Source organism: Rossellomorea sp. NPDC071047 (assembly GCF_050270195.1).
Lineage (GTDB): Bacteria > Bacillota > Bacilli > Bacillales > Bacillaceae_B > Rossellomorea.
In genome coordinates this window covers 126,056-143,847 of sequence record NZ_JBNNJT010000002.1, presented here as the reverse complement: position 1 = coordinate 143,847, position 17,792 = coordinate 126,056, and the positions used below count along the sequence as shown (strand labels likewise).

General features: G+C 45.8%; 12 protein-coding genes. 6 read left to right on the top strand and 6 right to left on the bottom strand.

The window, feature by feature from the left end; all coding sequences use genetic code 11:
• Positions 1-80: 80 nt before the first annotated feature.
• Together ACQKFO_RS08430 and cax are read right to left on the bottom strand one after the other, a co-directional pair.
• Complete coding sequence (locus ACQKFO_RS08430; RefSeq protein ID WP_427597942.1) at positions 81-2,036, bottom strand: hypothetical protein; 1,956 nt, start codon at positions 2,034-2,036, stop codon at positions 81-83.
• Between the two features lie 125 nt (positions 2,037-2,161).
• Positions 2,162-3,217, bottom strand: coding sequence for a calcium/proton exchanger (cax, locus tag ACQKFO_RS08425; RefSeq protein ID WP_427597941.1), 1,056 nt, complete (start codon positions 3,215-3,217; stop codon positions 2,162-2,164).
• A 90-nt stretch (positions 3,218-3,307) separates the two neighbouring features.
• Here cax and ACQKFO_RS08420 point away from each other — a divergent pair, with 90 nt between their 5' ends.
• Positions 3,308-3,727 carry a pyridoxamine 5'-phosphate oxidase family protein gene (locus tag ACQKFO_RS08420; protein ID WP_427597940.1) on the top strand — a complete coding sequence of 140 codons (420 nt, stop codon included), beginning with the start codon at positions 3,308-3,310 and terminating at the stop codon, positions 3,725-3,727.
• Between the two features lie 270 nt (positions 3,728-3,997).
• Here the strand turns inward: ACQKFO_RS08420 and ACQKFO_RS08415 are convergent, their stop codons facing one another.
• Positions 3,998-4,381, bottom strand: coding sequence for an OsmC family protein (locus ACQKFO_RS08415; RefSeq protein ID WP_427598876.1), 384 nt, complete (start codon positions 4,379-4,381; stop codon positions 3,998-4,000).
• 129 nt (positions 4,382-4,510) lie between these two features.
• Here ACQKFO_RS08415 and ACQKFO_RS08410 point away from each other — a divergent pair, with 129 nt between their 5' ends.
• From ACQKFO_RS08410 to ACQKFO_RS08395, 4 genes are all read left to right on the top strand, one after another.
• Positions 4,511-5,695, top strand: a complete 1,185-nt coding sequence (locus ACQKFO_RS08410) for an MFS transporter (RefSeq protein WP_148994948.1) — start codon at positions 4,511-4,513, stop codon at positions 5,693-5,695.
• Positions 5,696-5,909: 214 nt separating this feature from the next.
• Positions 5,910-7,826: a heavy metal translocating P-type ATPase gene (locus tag ACQKFO_RS08405; RefSeq protein WP_427597939.1), complete on the top strand. Its 1,917-nt coding sequence runs from the start codon at positions 5,910-5,912 to the stop codon at positions 7,824-7,826.
• A 524-nt stretch (positions 7,827-8,350) separates the two neighbouring features.
• A complete protein-coding gene (locus ACQKFO_RS08400; protein ID WP_427597937.1) occupies positions 8,351-9,985 on the top strand; it encodes a PTS transporter subunit IIBC in 1,635 nt (544 codons plus the stop codon).
• A 3-nt stretch (positions 9,986-9,988) separates the two neighbouring features.
• The gene (locus tag ACQKFO_RS08395; protein WP_427597936.1) at positions 9,989-10,792 is read left to right on the top strand and encodes an endonuclease/exonuclease/phosphatase family protein; all 804 of its coding nucleotides are present in this window, start codon (positions 9,989-9,991) and stop codon (positions 10,790-10,792) included.
• 364 nt (positions 10,793-11,156) lie between these two features.
• Here the strand turns inward: ACQKFO_RS08395 and ACQKFO_RS08390 are convergent, their stop codons facing one another.
• Both ACQKFO_RS08390 and ACQKFO_RS08385 read right to left on the bottom strand, forming a co-directional pair.
• Complete coding sequence (locus tag ACQKFO_RS08390; protein ID WP_427597934.1) at positions 11,157-14,120, bottom strand: carbohydrate binding domain-containing protein; 2,964 nt, start codon at positions 14,118-14,120, stop codon at positions 11,157-11,159.
• A gap of 156 nt (positions 14,121-14,276) precedes the next feature.
• Positions 14,277-15,299, bottom strand: coding sequence for a LacI family DNA-binding transcriptional regulator (locus ACQKFO_RS08385; protein ID WP_427597933.1), 1,023 nt, complete (start codon positions 15,297-15,299; stop codon positions 14,277-14,279).
• A 148-nt stretch (positions 15,300-15,447) separates the two neighbouring features.
• Here ACQKFO_RS08385 and ACQKFO_RS08380 point away from each other — a divergent pair, with 148 nt between their 5' ends.
• Entirely contained in the window at positions 15,448-17,127 is a 1,680-nt protein-coding gene (locus tag ACQKFO_RS08380; protein WP_427597932.1) for a hypothetical protein, read from the top strand.
• 38 nt (positions 17,128-17,165) lie between these two features.
• Here the strand turns inward: ACQKFO_RS08380 and ACQKFO_RS08375 are convergent, their stop codons facing one another.
• Positions 17,166-17,726 (bottom strand): GNAT family N-acetyltransferase, encoded by a 561-nt coding sequence (locus ACQKFO_RS08375; protein ID WP_427597931.1) that lies wholly within the window; start codon positions 17,724-17,726, stop codon positions 17,166-17,168.
• Positions 17,727-17,792: the final 66 nt, after the last annotated feature.

The window sequence follows — 17,792 nt, the reverse complement described above, 5'->3', positions numbered from 1 at the left end:
AAAGCAAACTGGTCTGTTTTCAAACATTCCTACATTCCCTAAAAAAGCAGCGGAGTTCGTTATTGAACTCCGCTGCTTTTTTAATCATACTCACAGGAACATTCTTCAGGTGGACAGACACATTTGATGTGCACGTCATATGGTTTGGTGGAAACTTTCTTACCATCAATGACGACAAAAGCCTGGATTGAAATACGATCATGCATTCCGTATTCAGGAAGGATTTTTGCTGAATAGTTTCCTTCCTCGTCTGTGATGGCAGGGTTTGGCGCGATGGTACCCTTAAAGTGCTTTTCTTCTATTTCAAAGTGTACCTTGATATCTTCAAGTGGCCTGGAGTCACATAGTACTCTCCCTGTGAGGCGGGCTCCTTTACACCCCACATACGGAGGAACTTTAAGCGTCAGTTTGACCTCCTTACATTTCAGGCACCCCGCATAAACAAAGGCTTTTTTTGAAATTTCCTTATCCCCTACCACGGCGCTTGCCGAATACATAACATCTTTGAACGGCGTGTTCGGCGGCACTTTGACGTCACTGGTAAACCTTCCATGTTCATCTGTAGACACAACATCAGGTTCAAACTGTAAAACCGGACTGGACAATTTCACTTTCACATTATCCAATGGTTTCTTGTCACAACATACTTTACCGCTCACTTGCCCGCAGCAGTCTATTTCTTTTATATGATCCAGTTCAATGGTCGGATTTTTGCATGGGCAATGGATTTTCACCGTTTTGATCATAGACTTGATCACTTTGTCATCTAAAGTTGTCATCGCCTGAATCGATATGTCTTCAGATTTTCCCGATACTGGTGTTATCATTGTTTCATATTCACCTTGATCATTGGTCCGAGCAGGATTTGGCTTCACTTCCACAGCACCTGGTGATGAACCCAAGATATCAATCGTGACCGGTGCATGTCGGATGGGGATTCCGTCACATGTTAATTGTCCGGACAATTTGGCGCCTTTACAAGGGATGACCTCGCACTCCACTTCGAGAGTCAGTTTTGGCTTTTCGCACCTTTTACAGCCTGCAATGACATGATCAATGTCTGTCACTGTTTTCCCGCCAACCACCGCTTCCGCCTTATAGAAAGCAGACTGAAATTCAGTTCCACTTTTCACCTTGACGACCGATGAAAATTCTCCTTTCTCATTGGTCACCGGGACAGGTGGCTTAAACTTCAGGATTGGGGATCCGGTTAATGTTACCGGGACATCCGCCTGGGGTACGCCATCACAGGTGACTTTCCCAACCACGATGGTACGGCAATCGATCTTCTTTAAGTTCTTTAACTTTATGTCCGGTTTCTTACATTTAACGCAGCGAACCTTCACTTCTCTGGTTTCTGAGGAAACCCTTTTACCGCCAATTTTAGTTGTTGCTGTAATCGTGATGGTCTCATTCACATCTGGAAATAGGACCAGGGTTGCAGTGAATTTCCCGTCACTTTGTGTGATCGTAGGATTTGGAGTGATTACTATACGTTTGGATTGTGATTCAATGATAAATGAGATGGCCGCATTCCCTATTGCCCTTCCATCGCAAATGAGTCGTCCAGAAAGCTTTGCACCCTTGCACCCGACCGGCTCCTTGATCGGATCCAGCGTCAGTTCAGGATGTTTACATTTAATACAGTCCACTCTTACTGATATCGAGTCCCTGATGGTCTTCCCAATGACCACTGCCGTTGCGGTCACGATGACGTTAGGTATAATCGAAGTTCCCGGAGCCACCGTCACTCTCGTTGAAAACCGGCCGGTGCTGTCCGTGACGGGATTCGGGTCATCAAAGACCAGACCCGGGAATGATGAAGACAGATTAACCGTGACACCTTGAAGGGGATGATAATCGCATAGCACCCTGCCACTGATGATTCCTTCACAGCTTATCATTCCTTTTTGATCTAGTTGAATGGTAGGATTTGTACACCCTTCAAAGGGAAAAATCCCGGGACATCCTCTCGGAGGTAAATCGATTTTACAATCAATAACTTTGCCTAAGGTCGGTTTTTTCTTTTTTCTCACCATTCTCATTCCTTTGCACAAAAACTCTTCTGTTATCTTATTCAGGAATGAGTAGGCGGTTCACACGATTTTTCACAGGACAAAGAAAAGACCCGACAGACTCATCTGCCGGGTCCTCCATTTTTTTATAGAAGATAAAACCCAATCCCCATGATGACGTAGGCTGCCAAAAGGGTAAGCCCCTCAAACCAGTTCGTCTCCCCGTCATTGGATATGACGATCGTGACAAGTACTGCTGATACCATGGCCACCAGCTCCGGTAACGTAAACACAAGCGGCATGCTTGTTTCGAAAAACAATGAAATCAATACAAGAACAGGTGCTACAAACATTGCGATCTGCAAGGTCGACCCGACTGCAATCTCCACAGCGATATCCATCTTATTTTTATAAGCCATAATGATCGCCGACGCGTGCTCAGCAGCATTTCCGACGATGGCTACGATGATGACCCCGATGAAGAGCTCGCTCCAGCCGAATGTGTTCCCGACTTCTTCAAACGTATGAACGAGGCGTTCCGATACATAGGCAACGGCAGCAGTGGAAGCGGCAAGGATCAGCAATGCTTTCCCCTTACTCCACTCCGGCTCTTCATGAGCGTGCGCACCTTCTTCGCCTTCATGCTGATACACCCCTCGGTGAGTGACTAATTTAAAGAATAAGGCAAATAAATAAAGGGCAATCAAGATGACTGAAACACCGATGGATAGAGACATGGTCTTCGCTTCGTTCATATCCTGGGCGAATACTTCCGGGATCACGAAAGCAACGATAATGGCAAACATAAGCAGCCCCGAGTTGTGACGGGCATCAAACACGTTAAACTTCTGACGCTTAAATTTGATTCCCCCTACAAAAAAGGACAACCCGGCAACGAGGAGCAGGTTCCCAAGTACGGATCCAGTTAAGGACGCAAGTACGACGCCGATCAAACCAGCTTTTAATGCAAAAATAGAAATAATGAGTTCTACCGCATTCCCAAAGGTCGCATTCAATAATCCGCCGATACGGGGTCCTGACACAACGGCCAAGCTTTCCGTCGACCTTCCCATAAAAGCAGCAAGGGCAATGATCGTCACACAGTAAATTACGAACATGATGACATTAGGCCAATGAAGCAGTGAGCCGATGACCGAGATCGGAACTCCGGCAAATACAAGCAGTGCAAATACTTTATTCATGTGTAAGATCCTTCTTTCTAAAAGAAAATTTGTTTAAATCACACGAGATTAGACACATTATAGATAGAACCCAATTAGGAGGTACAACCCATGGCACAAACCTTAGAAGGTAAGATCGTTGAGCTGTTTTCCCACCATAAAATCGGCACCCTTGCCACGATTCGCGACAACAAACCATATTCGCGCTTTATGATGTTCTACCATGAAGACCTTACACTCTACACCGCAACCAATGAACATGCGCACAAAGCGGAAGACATCGCACAGAACCCTCATGTTCATATACTTCTGGGCCATGACCGCGATTCCGATCATGAGCACTATGTAGAAATCGAAGCAGAAGCTTCCGTCGAAGAATCCAAAGAACTCAAAGAAAAATTCTGGAACGACCAACTCAAATCCTGGATCGCAAGCCCCGACGACCCGGAATACATGCTCCTCAAACTCACACCCAAAACCATCCTCTACTACGAAAAAACAGGCAAAGAACCCCAGGAACTAAGCCTATAGAGGACACATAAAGAGGGACGGACCTTTGAACAGATGAGAACCTTGAATTGATGAGGCTTATGCTGATTTGGAGGTCCGTCCTTTAACAGTTTACTGTACTGAGGGACGGACCTTCATCTAGTTATAAACCTTGATACAATAGGGCTTACGTTGAGTTAGAGGTCCGTCCCTCACCACTCTATAGCATTAAAGGACGGACCTTTACCCAGTTAGAAGCCTTGATACAACAGGACTTATACTCGTGAACATGAAGGTCCGTCCCTCATCGCTTTACTGCACTAACTCAAACGTTTCTTCGATTTTGATGCTGTCTTGTACGGATTGGACCATGGAGCAGTTTTTGCGTGTGAGCTTCATGGCTTTTTCGATTTTGTTTTTGTCGAGGTCCGTCCCTCTTATGGTGAAGTGGAGGGAGATGGCTTCGACTTGGTTGGCTTCGGCTTCGTTGCGGGTTACGTCGGCTTTGATATGTATGTCGTCAAATTCGATGCGCATTTTCTCCAGGACTTTTCTGAGCACTCCCCCGCTGCACACGGCTACGGATGAAACCAATAATTGGAATGGGCGAAAGCCATACTCTTCGTTACCCGAAACCTCCAGTTTCCCAAACCCTAAATCTGTGTAAAATCCGCCTTCTTGCATGTTAAATTCCATTTTCATTTCATTCCTTCCTTATTATGTTAGTAGATGTTTTGATTTTACTCCATTCGTTTCGTATTGCCAAACAATGAAATTGGGAGTACCATCTAAGAAGTAATCATCAATGATTGGGAGTTTTTGCAAATGAATCAAACACTGACCTTCCGCTTCTGGGTCCTTGTCGGAATCGTGGCGATTTCAGGCTTCTCACAAGGTATGCTCCTTCCTTTAATCGCCATTATTTTCGAACAGGACGGCGTTTCTTCCTCCCTGAACGGATTAAACGCAACCGCATTATATATAGGAATCTTACTCGCTTCTCCATTAATGGAAAGACCACTTCAGAAAATCGGATACAAACCGATGATCATCATCGGCGGAATCGTGGTCGCAGCGTCACTCTTACTGTTCCCGGTCTGGAAATCCTTCTGGTTCTGGTTCTTCCTGCGTCTTTGCATTGGAATCGGCGATCACATGCTGCACTTCGCCACCCAGACATGGATCACATCGTTTTCACCAAAAGAACATCGCGGACGTAATATATCCATCTACGGGGTCTCTTTTGGAGTCGGTTTCGCCGTGGGACCGATGATGACACAGCTCATCACCATCCATCAGGCATTGCCATTCATCATCTCTTCCTTATTAAGCCTGACCGTCTGGATGTTCGTCTTTAAATTACAAAACGAATTCCCCGATCAGCAAAATATCGGCAGTGCCTCGTTCCTTGGATCGTTCCAGCGCTTCGGAAAGGTTCTCAAATACGCATGGGTCGCCCTTTTGCCTCCATTGGGATATGGATTCCTGGAAGCTTCATTAAACGGGAATTTCCCTGTTTTTGCCCTCCGAAACGGTCTTTCCATTGAAGCCGTCGCCATCCTCCTGCCTGCTTTTGCCGTGGGAAGTATTATATCCCAGGTACCACTTGGGATTTTGAGTGACAAATACGGAAGACAAAATGTCCTGCTCATCGTCATGATGATCGGTTTTCTCTGCTTTTCGGCCGCAGGAATCGTCTCTGAATCAACCATGGGCTTATTTATCTGCTTTACGTTAGCCGGTATGGCGGTCGGATCGACTTTTTCACTCGGTATTAGTTATATGACTGATCTTCTGCCAAAAGAATTACTTCCTGCCGGAAACATCATGTGCGGGATCTTCTTCAGCTTCGGAAGCATGATCGGTCCATTCGTTGGCGGGATCACCATCGACTGGTTCAAGGGCTCAAGCTTCTTCTATCTGATCGCATGCATGATGCTGATGATTTTTGTGAGCCTGCTCGTCTTTTCCATCCAAAATCGACGTGGAGAAATAACTCAGAATAACTAGCACAAAACTCTTTCCATTATCATATACATGTGATAGGATTAGATTATAATAATTATAATTTACTAACTTCATATAAAATCAACTAAGAGCACGTGCTGTTTTGCTGTCACCTTTCATCGGTGGCAGCTTTCGTCGTTTTATAGGGGTATTGACGTTGATTATTATTCTCAATGAGAATCTCGTATTTTCATTTAACTAAAGGGAGGAATACGCTATGAGCTCACAATCCAAAGCCTTATCCATGGGGACACCTAATGAAAAAATACACTTCTTTGAAAAAATTAAGCCTCATGCAGAGTTGATTGCCGCACTGGTCAGCGGTGTGTTTATTTTACTGGGATGGTTGACGTCAAACAACGACTCCACCTTAAGCATCATCTTCTATCTCCTTGCCTTTGCCATCGGCGGGTTCGCCAAAGCCAAAGAAGGAATCGAAGAAACCATTGAAAACAAAGAACTGAATGTAGAAATGCTGATGATTTTTGCCGCAGTGGGCTCTGCCATCATCGGTTACTGGACAGAGGGCGCCATCCTCATCTTCATCTTCGCAGTCAGTGGGGCACTTGAAACGTATACCATGAACAAAAGTCAGAAAGAAATCTCCGCACTCATGCAGCTTCAGCCTGAAGAAGCATGGCTCGTGACAGGATCCGGCGAAAAGAAAGTCCATGTCTCAAGCCTTGAAATCGGCGATCATATTCTGATCAAACCGGGTGAACGAGTGCCAACGGACGGTGTTGTCGTAAAAGGAACAACGTCCATCGATGAAGCAGCCATCTCCGGGGAAGCCGTCCCGGTCACCAAAAATCAAAGAGATGAAGTGTTCGCTGGAACGGTCAACATCAACGGTGCCATCACGGTTGAAATGACCAAACCAAGCAGCGAAACACTTTTCCAAAAAATTATTGATCTTGTGCAATCCGCGCAAAGCGAAAAGTCGCCTTCACAGCAGTTCATCGAACGCTTTGAAGGAACGTATGTAAAAGTCGTGCTTGCAGTTGTCTTCCTGATGATGTTCCTCCCACACTTCTTCCTTGGATGGAGCTGGACGGAAACATTCTACCGGGCAATGGTCCTGCTCGTTGTTGCTTCACCTTGTGCACTGGTTGCAGCGATCATGCCAGCAAGTTTGTCGGCGATTTCAAACGGTGCCCGCCATGGAATTCTTTTTAAAGGCGGCGCCCACTTGGAAAACTTGAGCAACATTAAAGCGATTGCCTTTGATAAAACGGGAACGTTGACGAAGGGGAAACCAATCGTAACGGATATAGTGGTTGCGGATCATGTGGATGAACGTGACGTCATGGCCACCGTTGCTTCGATTGAAAACCAGTCGAACCATCCACTTGCTCAAGCCATCGTCCGCCACGCAACTCGCGAGTTAAATCTGGAACTCTCTCAGCCTGATTCCCTCGAAGACGTATCCGGTTGGGGAGTCAAAGCGCTTGTGGACGGATTTGAATGGAAGATCGGGAAAGCAGATTTTGTGGATAAAGTGTTGGCAGAACAATTTATGGATGGAGCCTTTGGAAGAATCGCTTCTGAAGGAAAAACGACGGTCTTCGTTGCCAAGGAAAATGAAATTGTCGCTATGATCGCATTAAAAGACGTGGTGCGTAAAGAAACCATCAAAGCATTGCAACTCCTGAAAGAGGAAGGCGTCCAAACCATTATGCTTACAGGAGACAATGAAAAGACAGCCCGAGCCATTGCCGAAGAAGCCAAGGTTGCTTCCTTCATTGCCGAGTGCCTGCCGGAAACGAAAGTAGATGAACTGAAAAGGCTGAAACGTCAATTTGGTACGGTCGGAATGGTCGGGGACGGGATCAACGACGCACCTGCACTTGCAACGGCCAACGTTGGAATCGCAATGGGCGAAGGAACCGACGTTGCCCTGGAAACAGCCGATGTGGTCCTAATGAAAAACGACCTCACCCGTATTGCTGAAGCCATTAAGCTTTCGAAAAAAATGAAGCGGATCGTGCAACAAAACGTGGTGTTTTCCATTGCTGTGATCATGCTGCTGATCGCGTCGAACTTCCTGCAAATCCTGGATCTCCCTTATGGGGTCATCGGGCATGAAGGTAGTACGATTTTGGTTATCTTGAATGGTCTGCGATTGTTGAAATAATGTTGATAAGCATCCAATCTTGAGGGCTTGGATGCTTTTTTCTTGAATACGCGGTGAATTCGTCAGGGATTTAATTGCGATGATTGAAATAGAATGTCGGTCCATCGATCCTCCGCCACTTATCCACACCCTTATTCCATCCACAATGACTCAACCATTTCTCCTCTTAAAATTATCCACAATCCACAGCCTCAGAATTCGTTCCTCCCTTCCATTCCTCCCACTACTAAACAACCAGGCCAGTTATCCACATCCCCTGCCAAACACCTCCCCCTACCAAGGTCCGTCCCTCCACCTAATAATATTTTACTAAAATAATATTTTGTTGTTGCTTTCTTGAAAGGGATATCATAAAATGTGTTTAGTCAGTGCAAACGGTTGCATCTATTTTCATGTTACAAAGCACGCAAGTCATGAATAGGCACCAATCAGCATTTCATTTTAATTTGAAATGTAAACGCACACATGTCATTCAATGTAAAATATATAGAAAAATAGATTGATATTAAAGGAGGAACGGGTTTATGAAGAATTTATTGTCGTTTGATTTCTGGCAGAAATTTGGGAAAGCGCTGCTTGTGGTCGTGGCCGTCATGCCAGCTGCAGGGATCATGATTTCCCTCGGTAAGTTGATTGCGATGATGGGTGGAGACATCACATTAGTGCAAACGATTGCAAGAGTAATGGAGGATATCGGTTGGGGTGTCATCACCAATCTGCACATCCTGTTCGCCGTAGCCATCGGTGGTTCGTGGGCGAAAGAACGTGCAGGCGGAGCCTTCGCTGCTCTGATCGCCTTCATCCTGATCAACCGGATTACCGGAGCGATCTTCGGAGTCAATGGAGATATGCTTGGGGACCCTGAAGCAACGGTCTCTTCCCTTTTCGGCCAAACATTAGTCGTTTCTGATTATTTCACATCGGTCCTTGGTGCACCTGCTTTAAACATGGGTGTATTCGTCGGGATCATCTCAGGTTTCTTAGGAGCCAATCTTTTCAACAAATATTATAACTACAGTAAATTGCCTGATGCCCTTTCCTTCTTTAACGGAAAACGCTTCGTACCATTTGTCGTGATTGTGGGCTCCATCGTCATCGCTGTCATCATGGCGATTGTATGGCCATTCATCCAGGGGTTACTGAATGACTTCGGTCAATGGATCGCAACATCCCGGAACACGGCACCAATCATTGCTCCATTCATTTTCGGTGCGTTGGAGCGTTTATTATTACCATTCGGTCTGCATCATATGTTAACGGTTCCAATCAACTACACGGAACTCGGCGGAACGTACAAAATCCTGACTGGTTCAGGTGCAGGTTCGACGGTAGCCGGTCAAGATCCACTTTGGCTTGCCTGGATCGCTGACTTAAACAATTTCCTGGCTGCAGGAGATACTGAAAGCTACAAACAACTATTAAATGACGTCACACCTGCCCGCTTCAAAGTAGGTCAAATGATTTTATCCACAGCTGCCCTGATCGGTATCGCTTATGCCATGTACCGTAATGTGGATAAAGACAAGAAGAAGAAATACAAATCCATGTTCTTCTCAGCTGGTTTAGCTGTATTCTTAACGGGTGTTACGGAGCCTATCGAATTCATGTTCATGTTTGCTGCCCCACTTTTATATGTTGTGTACGCGATCATGACAGGACTTGCATTCGCGATTGTGGATATCGTTCACATCCGCGTTCACTCATTCGGATCCATCGAGCTTCTGACTCGTGTGCCGATGATCATCAAAGCTGGCCTGTGGGTCGACCTTGTGAACTTCGTTATTGCCTGTATCGTATTCTTTGCTCTTAACTTTACGGTTGCCAACTTCCTGATCAAAAAGTTCAACTTCCCGACACCGGGGCGTAACGGGAACTACATTGAAGATGAAGCTACAACTGGCGGCGGTACCGTAAGTGCTGATTCCATCGCACCGAAAGTCGTTGCCATGCTTGGCGGTAAAGAAAACATCGTAGACGTGGATGCATGTATGACCCGCCTTCGTGTAACAGTAAAAGACACAAGCCTTGTCGGGACTGAACAGGAATGGAAGAAAAACGGAGCATTAGGACTCATCCTGAAAGACAAAGGCGTACAAGCCATCTATGGTCCGAAAGCAGACGTCATCAAATCTGACATTCAAGATCTACTGGGAGCTTAATACATGAAACTACTCACGTTGAATTGTCACTCATGGCAGGAAGACAACCAACTCGAAAAAATCTCGATCCTGGCACATGACATCGCGGAGAAATCCTACGATGTCATCGCCCTCCAGGAAGTCAGTCAGCTGATCGAAAGTGAACCAGTCGGGTGCTTCGTTAAAAAAGACAATTTTGCCCTCGTCCTTCTTGGGGAACTGGAGAAACTCGGTGTGACAGATTACACACTCGTTTGGGACTTCGCTCATATCGGATACGACGTGTACGAAGAAGGCGTGGCAATATTAACGAAACATCCGGTCGTCGAAGAACACCGCTTCTTTATCTCAAAGAGCCATGACCAATCCTACTGGAAAACCCGTAAGATCGTGGGGGCCACCATTTCATATGAAGGAAATCCCTTCACCTTCTACTCCTGCCACCTGGGCTGGTGGACGGACGAAGAAGAACCGTTCAAGTTTCAGGTTGATTCCTTGATGGAACAAGTCACTCCTGAATCCCCCTTCTTTTTAATGGGCGACTTCAATAACAATGCATGGGTTCGTGAAGAAGGATACGATTATCTTCTTTCAAAAGGACTCCTGGATACATTTGATGAAGCTGCCCAACGGGATAGAGGCGTCACCGTTGAAGGGAAGATTGCCGGATGGGATGAGAACAAGGTCGATTTGAGGATTGATCTTGTGTTGTCCAGTGAGAAAGTGGATGTTAAGTCTTCACGTGTCATCTTTAATCATGTAAATAAGCCTGTTGTCTCGGATCACTTCGGGGTTGAGGTGGTCCTGGGTAAAGGAGAAAGCAGCTGATCTTGGATTGGCTGCTTTTTTTTTGGTTTTTGGCTTACGGTTGGATCGGGATCGGGATCGTATTGCTTTTTATGGTTGATCTGCAGGATTTCTATTTTGTTGGTTTGTCCTTCAGGAAAATTATCTGCCACTTTTCACGTTTTATCTGCCGTTCTGGAGATTTATCTGCCCTATTTCTATTTTATCTGCCGCTCTGTAGATTTATCTGCCAAACTACAGTTTTATCTGCCACCTTACATCTTTCGACAAACTTCTCATCACTCCCCACACGACACAACTTGACTGAACGCTCAGTCAAACACGCTCACCACCTCCCCCCAAAACATCAAAAAAAGCACAGCGCCCAAAGACGCTGTACCCCAACTTACTTCAACTCCACATTATCAATCACTACATCATGTGAGCCAAGCACCTCTCCAGTGGCCCCCAGTAAAAACTTAACACTCGTTTCCTCCCTCAAAGGGGTCGTAAACGTATATTCAAAGCGATCCATATTTTCATTAAGTTCCGCAATTTCCGAGAGGTACCTCGTATATTGACTGTTTTCCAACGTCACTGCCATCGACCGGGCTACTGAAGAGCTTGCATCGAAGGAAAGCGTGTATTCTTTCCCGGGCTCAAGCACCAGATTCCCTTGAAAGAATTGGACACTCCAGGCTTCCATACCTTCATTCTCGATCGAGATCCTTGCCTCACCTTCATCATGGTGAACATTTGCTCCTGCATCAAAATGGATGTAGGACTCCCATGGATCTAAACCATTATCGAATGTCCCGTTTTTAATAGGAAACGGATCAACGGGTCCCGCCTTTTTCAATAGCTTAATATTATCCAGCTTCACCTCATGAGTGCTGCCCCCAAGGTGGATGACCAGCTGCGCTTCCAAATCCGTCATATCCGGCATCGAGAAACCCATGCCATGAGTTTCCCAATCATCATTCAGAGGAATCGTTTCCTTTGCATAGGAAACATCTCCATCCTTGCTTCTCATCTCAATCTGAATATCGCGGGAACTCTCAGCCACCCCGTCCAGTGTCAGTTTATATTCACTTCCAGCTTGAAGCTGAACACCTTTTTGCACCAATTGTACTTCGTCTGTATCGTTTAAAGGCTTGGACGAAAATACCCGCTCTTCAGGATCCACCTCCATGGATTCAGCATTCTCGGAATCTACCAAGTTCCAGTAAAGCAAACGGTCGGGGAACCCTTGGTCGAACGTTCCATTATAGATAAGGTTCCCGTCAGGAAGCACAGGCTTGGAAGCATCCGGATCCACTTGCACGGGAGGGATTTCCTCGACCCGGACATTTCCTATCCAGACAGGCAGGGTGGACAAGCCTAAATTAAACTCCAGTCGGGCTGCAAGATCGGTTTCCTCAGTCATTTGGAACACCGTTTCATAGGTTTGCTCCTGATCCGTTAACTCAAACGACTCGCTTCTTGAATACGTGGCATATCCCCTCTCTGCACCTCCGCTGACTTTTACATTGATCGGACGCACGGCATTCGACTTCGCATCAAAGGACACACGATAATAACGTCCTTTTCCGATAGAGGCATCTTGTATCAGCTGTACAGAATAAGGTTGATTACCGGGCTCCTGTATATCGACTTTTGCATAGTTCACGTTATCCACCTGATCGATGGACACATTCGCTTTCCCGCCAAAATCAGGCACGGTCAAGAAATACCAGTAATCCGTGTTCTCCACGCCTGCAATCCCTTCTACCTCTTCCCACTCTTGATCGAAACCATTATTGTAGATAAGGTTCCCGTCTTCAAGGGGTTGTTTTGCCTCATCTGGTAAAGGGGACTGCTCGAAAACTGGTAACTCCGGATCCTTATACGGTCGGCCCGTCAGATCATACACCCGCACATAGTCAACGTTCATGGATTGAGGGAACATGGTATCTTCTGTTGGATCCCCATCAAAGTTACCGCCGATCGCCAGGTTCAATAGCATATGGAATGGCTGATCAAATGGAGCTGGATACGTGAAATTAGCCGACGTGCCGGTTCCTTTGCTATACCAATTATTTTGGGTCTGGCGTAGCTTTCCATCCACATACCAGCGAATTTCCCCCGGTTCCCATTCAACCGAGTACACATGCTCGTCTGCAATGGTCGATCCATCTTCAAAGGCATAGTGAGCGCCAGTGTACTTGTTGTTTGGCCAGCTTTCACCATAATGAATCGTGCCGATCGCTTCATGGGGATTGCTTCCCTGGGCCTCCAATATGTCAATCTCCCCGGAAGCTGCCCATCCACCATATCGATCATCTTCAGGAAGCATCCAGAATGCCGGCCAATACCCTTTCCCAACCGGAAGCGACGCCTTCATTTCGAATTTCCCATACGTTTTTGAAAAAAGACCCTTCGTTTTTAGGCGAGCCGATGTATAAGAGTACCCCTCATACTCTTCTTCTTTAGCTGTGATGACGAGCTTACCGTCTTTCGTCTTCGCATTTTCAGGGCGGTCTGTGTAATATTGCTTTTCATTATTCCCCCAGCCCGGGATAAATTGACCGTTTGCATCGGTATACCCGTTGCCGATATCAAACGTCCACTTTCCACGGTCAATCTCTGTTTGATTAAATTCATCATGCCACATCAGGGACCATGGAGTGGTGAAAGAAGAAGCGTCAGAAGTTTCTTTTCCATTAAAAGTGACGGGGCTATCCAAAGTTGCTTCTTGTACGGAACCATCACCAGTAATGACAGATCCCTTACCTGCCTTCAACACATGGAGCTCTTTCACTAATCCATTAGTGGGAAGAGCGACATTTGAAAGCGCGTTCAATTTTACCCGTTCAGCAATACCCCCAAGCTCTACTTTAGCCTGACCCTTTTTGGCGGTAGTTGTGATTGTATCAAACTCACCTTGCAGTGTAGCTTTTTTCTTTTTGGAAGGGGAAGAATATACCGTTACATCCTGAAACCCTTCCGATGTAATTTCATTTTCTGTTAACAAAACCTGTCCATCGAGACGTGTATCATTGACATTGGATTCTCCAGAAACGGTAATCTCAGTAGAATGAGCAGGTGTTTGAACAGAGAGGCTATGTAACTGGGAATCTTTCAATTCAAAGGTTTCAGGCGCTTTCCCTTTCACAATGGTGGTGCCAAGGACCGTCACATTCTCAAATGTAATATTCTTCCCTGCACCAGGGGTGATGACTAAGTCACCTTTAATCGTTTTATCCTTTAACGTCGAATCTTTGAGGTGATATGGCTTTTCTTTGTGATGCGATGCTTTTCCTATGTTTCCTGGTGTAAGGCTCATGATGAGACATGCGGCGGTAAAAGAAGTGACTGCTTTTTTGATCATTGGAACGCCTCCTGTTATTCGTTATGTCTCACGTGGGACATTTGTATATAACTATAAAAGCATCTCCACTCTTTGACAACATTTTTTTACAATAACAATCCCATTTCCCACGAAAAAAAAATGCTTACTCCATTGGGAATACAGCATTTTTTCTTCTTAATTTTTTTGACGGCAGGAATCCCGTTTGACGAGTGCAGCTTGAAAAGGACTCATATTTTCATAGGGGATCTCCTCGATTCTGTGAATCAGTTGCTCTACCAGTGACACGGCCATCTCTACTCTTGGAACATTCATGGTCGTCAGTGCAGGAGATGTATATTCCGTAAGCAATAAATTATCAAAGCCAATGAGAGACACATCGTCAGGAACACTTCTTCCGGCATCTTTTAAAGCCTTGAGGGCACCGAATGCGATATGATCATTGGAACAAACGATAGCTGAAGGAAGAGTGCCCTGCCCGATCCAATGATTGACGGCATCCCTTCCTGAATCTTCGATGAACTTACCGTTGAATATGTAATCCGATTGAATGTGGATCCCTGCTGCTTCCATCGCTTTTTGATAGCCTCTCAAACGCTCCATTGCTGCAGGATTATCTTCATCACCCGTAATGATCCCGATTTCCACATGACCAAGCTCTATGAAGTGATTGGTCGCCCCCATCGCACTCACTTCGTTTTGTAATACGGGCATCGGGATCTGAGGTGTCCCCCCCGACACATTGTTTTGATCAAAAACCCCCACCAAAAAGCCCGCTGAAGTTATTTGATCCACGATTGATTGGACGTTACTCCAGCTGATGATGATTCCCGCATCGATGCTCTTTTCACGGTAAAGCTTTAAAACGGGGGAGGAATCATTCAGATCCGTCATGGTCACAAGCATATTATAGCCCCGCTCCGAGCAGGCATTGATCATGGCCCCGATCACCACACTGTAAAAAAGGTCATCCGAATAAATACGATGCTTCTGAGGATCCTGAATGATAAATAGCCCGATCGTGTGCGTCTTTTTCTTCACGAGTCTTCTCGCTGACACATTGGGCTGGTAGTGATTCTCCTCCATAACCTGCAAAATGCGATTTCGGGTCTCCGGTCGTACCTGATCCGAATGGTTCAACACCCGCTGTACCGTCTTCCGTGATACCCCCGCAATCCTCGCGATATCAAATATATCCATAGGCTCCTCCTGAAATGGTTACTTCTTTCTATTATAGCGAATGATGACTGGGCGACCAACGCCTCCCTCAAAAAAAAAACAATTGAAACCTCCACACCCCCTCATCCGTATATACACTATAAACAGAAGCACTTGAAAGGGGAACACTATGGGAAATATATTACTATTTTCAGTCATTGTCGGATTGGTCATGGCCTTACTCGTCGTACCGATGGCAATCATGAAAAAGCAGAATAAAAAAGAGGGGTATCCGTCCTTTGCAGCACTGTTCGGAGCCACCCTCCTGATCACGACGATCATTGTATTCGTCTTCTATTACATGACGAATCTCGATCAAAACTTTACAAGTATGTGGATCTTACTCATCGTTGCCGCCGGGTTCGGTGCCACACTTGCAACCGGGACCGAACGAATGGTGAAAGGCGCACTGTTCCTAGGTAGTCTCCTCGTTGGGGCATACTTCCTGACCGCCTTTGTGTTCAATGCCGATCAGAAATTTGAATCAGCGAAAATGGACGTAAAAACGGAAATAGAAGCCTTTGATGAAAAGGAAACGCCGGCAAGCGTCCCTCCACAATTTGCCCGTAACAAAATGAAGAAAGCATTCGGTCAGGTACCGAATACGAGTTACTATGAGCTTGGACGACTGCAGATTCAAAAGGTCAATGGGGAGTACGTGTACATTGCACCGGTTGAATTCTCCGGATTCTTCAAATGGTTCAAGGGGGATGAAACACCTGGTTACTTCACGCTAAGTGCCACCGATTCATCAGCAAACCCTAAATTCATCAAAGAAGAAATGGTCTACACACCATCTGCCTTCTTTAATAAAAAAATCGAGCGACACATCCGCTTGAACTATCCGAAGCAGATTTTCAATGGTGATGTTCAGCTGGAGATCGATGACGAAGGAAAACCATTCTATATTCGAACGTACGGTGAGTTCATTTCTGCACGAAACGGATTTGAAGCGAAAGGAATCGTCATGGTCGATCCTAAATCCGGTGATACCAAGTCATACAAAATCGATGATGTACCGGATTTCATTGACGGAGCGATTTCACCGGAAACCGTCAGCCTCCAGAACAGCTATTTCGGTAACTACGTTCAAGGATTCTGGAACAGCCGCTTCGGTAAATCAGACGTCAAGCTTCCGTCAGATGAAGGGACCGAAGCCAATGTAAGCCCTATTTTTGACGAAAATGGTGACATGTACTACTTTACCGATTTCACCTCGCCAAAAGAAGGTGTCGATTCCATGCTCGGTTACTCCCTGACGAACTCAAGAACGGGAGAAGCAACGTTCTATACAGGAAACCTTGAAGAGTCCTACATGGATTCACAGGGAGCCCTGCAGATCATCCAAAAGAAATTCATCGAGAAAAAATGGGATGGCGAAATGCCGGTGCTCTATAACTTCTACGGAGAAGCAAGCTGGCTGACTCCGGTGCTCGATGCGAATGGTTTCTTACAAAACTACTTCATCGTCTCGGCAGCCAACCCGGAAATATCAGCCTATGCCAATACGCCAAACCAGGCTTTGAAGCAATACAAAACGGCACTCCAACGAGGAGGCGGCAGTGTGGACGGCAGCTCGAAAGCAGAGGAGAAACAGACAAATGGTACAGTCGTCCGTGTCTATAAAGAAAAGACAGGTGACTACACGGTCGTATCATTCTTACTCGACAACGGCAACAACTATATCGTTTCCTCGGAAAACAGCTTACTTGCGATCTACCTGAAGGAAAATGACAAGGTGAACGTGAAGTACATGGATACAGGGGAAGAATTCCTGCCAGTGAAAGAACTGACCATCGAAGGATTATAATAAAAAACGATGAGGGCACATGAGCTCTCATCGTTTTTTTATGATTCACCAGCATTCACATAATACACCAGATTATCCGTCCACTTCCCAAACTCATAAATGAATCCTTTCCGCGTGCACTCATACTGCATGCCGACACCTTCTGCAAGGCTGATCGATGGAGCGTTATCGAGATTGATATGGGCCTCGATCCTGTGATAATTCAATTTCACAAAAGCCAGCTGAAGGGCTGCCTTCACCGCTTCCTTCCCGTAGCCACGGTTCCAGTAGCGATTATGTACCATATAACCGACCCTGCCCCAGTTAAAGTTGTACCGCATCAGAGTGGAGAAGTCGATGGTCCCGATACTCGCGCCACCTTCTTTAAGAAAGATCCCCAGAATATAGACCTGGTCCCGATCGATCATCTCATCATGCTTCAGAAGCATCTCCCTGAACCAAAACTCCGTACATTCACTCATGTCCTGATAGCCAACATCATATTTATGCTGGGATGGGAGCCTGTTCAGATTTTCCCTTAACCAGTTTTTGTAATCTCTGTTTACAAAGGGTCTGATGACCAATCTTGGTGTTTCGATGGTCAAGTCCTTATGTTTCATCCTTGCCCCTCCCTTTTCGTTCATTTCTATTTTTAATAGTATCAACCTGCCATTTAGAATGGTAGC

Excerpts from the sequence above, each read along its gene's own strand:
- cax (WP_427597941.1), bottom strand. The coding sequence starts at position 3,217 with ATGAATAAAGTATTTGCACTGCTTGTATTTGCCGGAGTTCCGATCTCG.
- ACQKFO_RS08390 (WP_427597934.1), bottom strand. The coding sequence starts at position 14,120 with ATGATCAAAAAAGCAGTCACTTCTTTTACCGCCGCATGTCTCATCATG.
- ACQKFO_RS08405 (WP_427597939.1), top strand. The coding sequence starts at position 5,910 with ATGAGCTCACAATCCAAAGCCTTATCCATGGGGACACCTAATGAAAAA.
- ACQKFO_RS08395 (WP_427597936.1), top strand. The coding sequence starts at position 9,989 with ATGAAACTACTCACGTTGAATTGTCACTCATGGCAGGAAGACAACCAA.
- ACQKFO_RS08415 (WP_427598876.1), bottom strand. The coding sequence starts at position 4,381 with ATGGAATTTAACATGCAAGAAGGCGGATTTTACACAGATTTAGGGTTT.
- ACQKFO_RS08420 (WP_427597940.1), top strand. The coding sequence starts at position 3,308 with ATGGCACAAACCTTAGAAGGTAAGATCGTTGAGCTGTTTTCCCACCAT.
- ACQKFO_RS08380 (WP_427597932.1), top strand. The coding sequence starts at position 15,448 with ATGGGAAATATATTACTATTTTCAGTCATTGTCGGATTGGTCATGGCC.
- ACQKFO_RS08375 (WP_427597931.1), bottom strand. The coding sequence starts at position 17,726 with ATGAAACATAAGGACTTGACCATCGAAACACCAAGATTGGTCATCAGA.
- ACQKFO_RS08385 (WP_427597933.1), bottom strand. The coding sequence starts at position 15,299 with ATGGATATATTTGATATCGCGAGGATTGCGGGGGTATCACGGAAGACG.
- ACQKFO_RS08400 (WP_427597937.1), top strand. The coding sequence starts at position 8,351 with ATGAAGAATTTATTGTCGTTTGATTTCTGGCAGAAATTTGGGAAAGCG.
- ACQKFO_RS08410 (WP_148994948.1), top strand. The coding sequence starts at position 4,511 with ATGAATCAAACACTGACCTTCCGCTTCTGGGTCCTTGTCGGAATCGTG.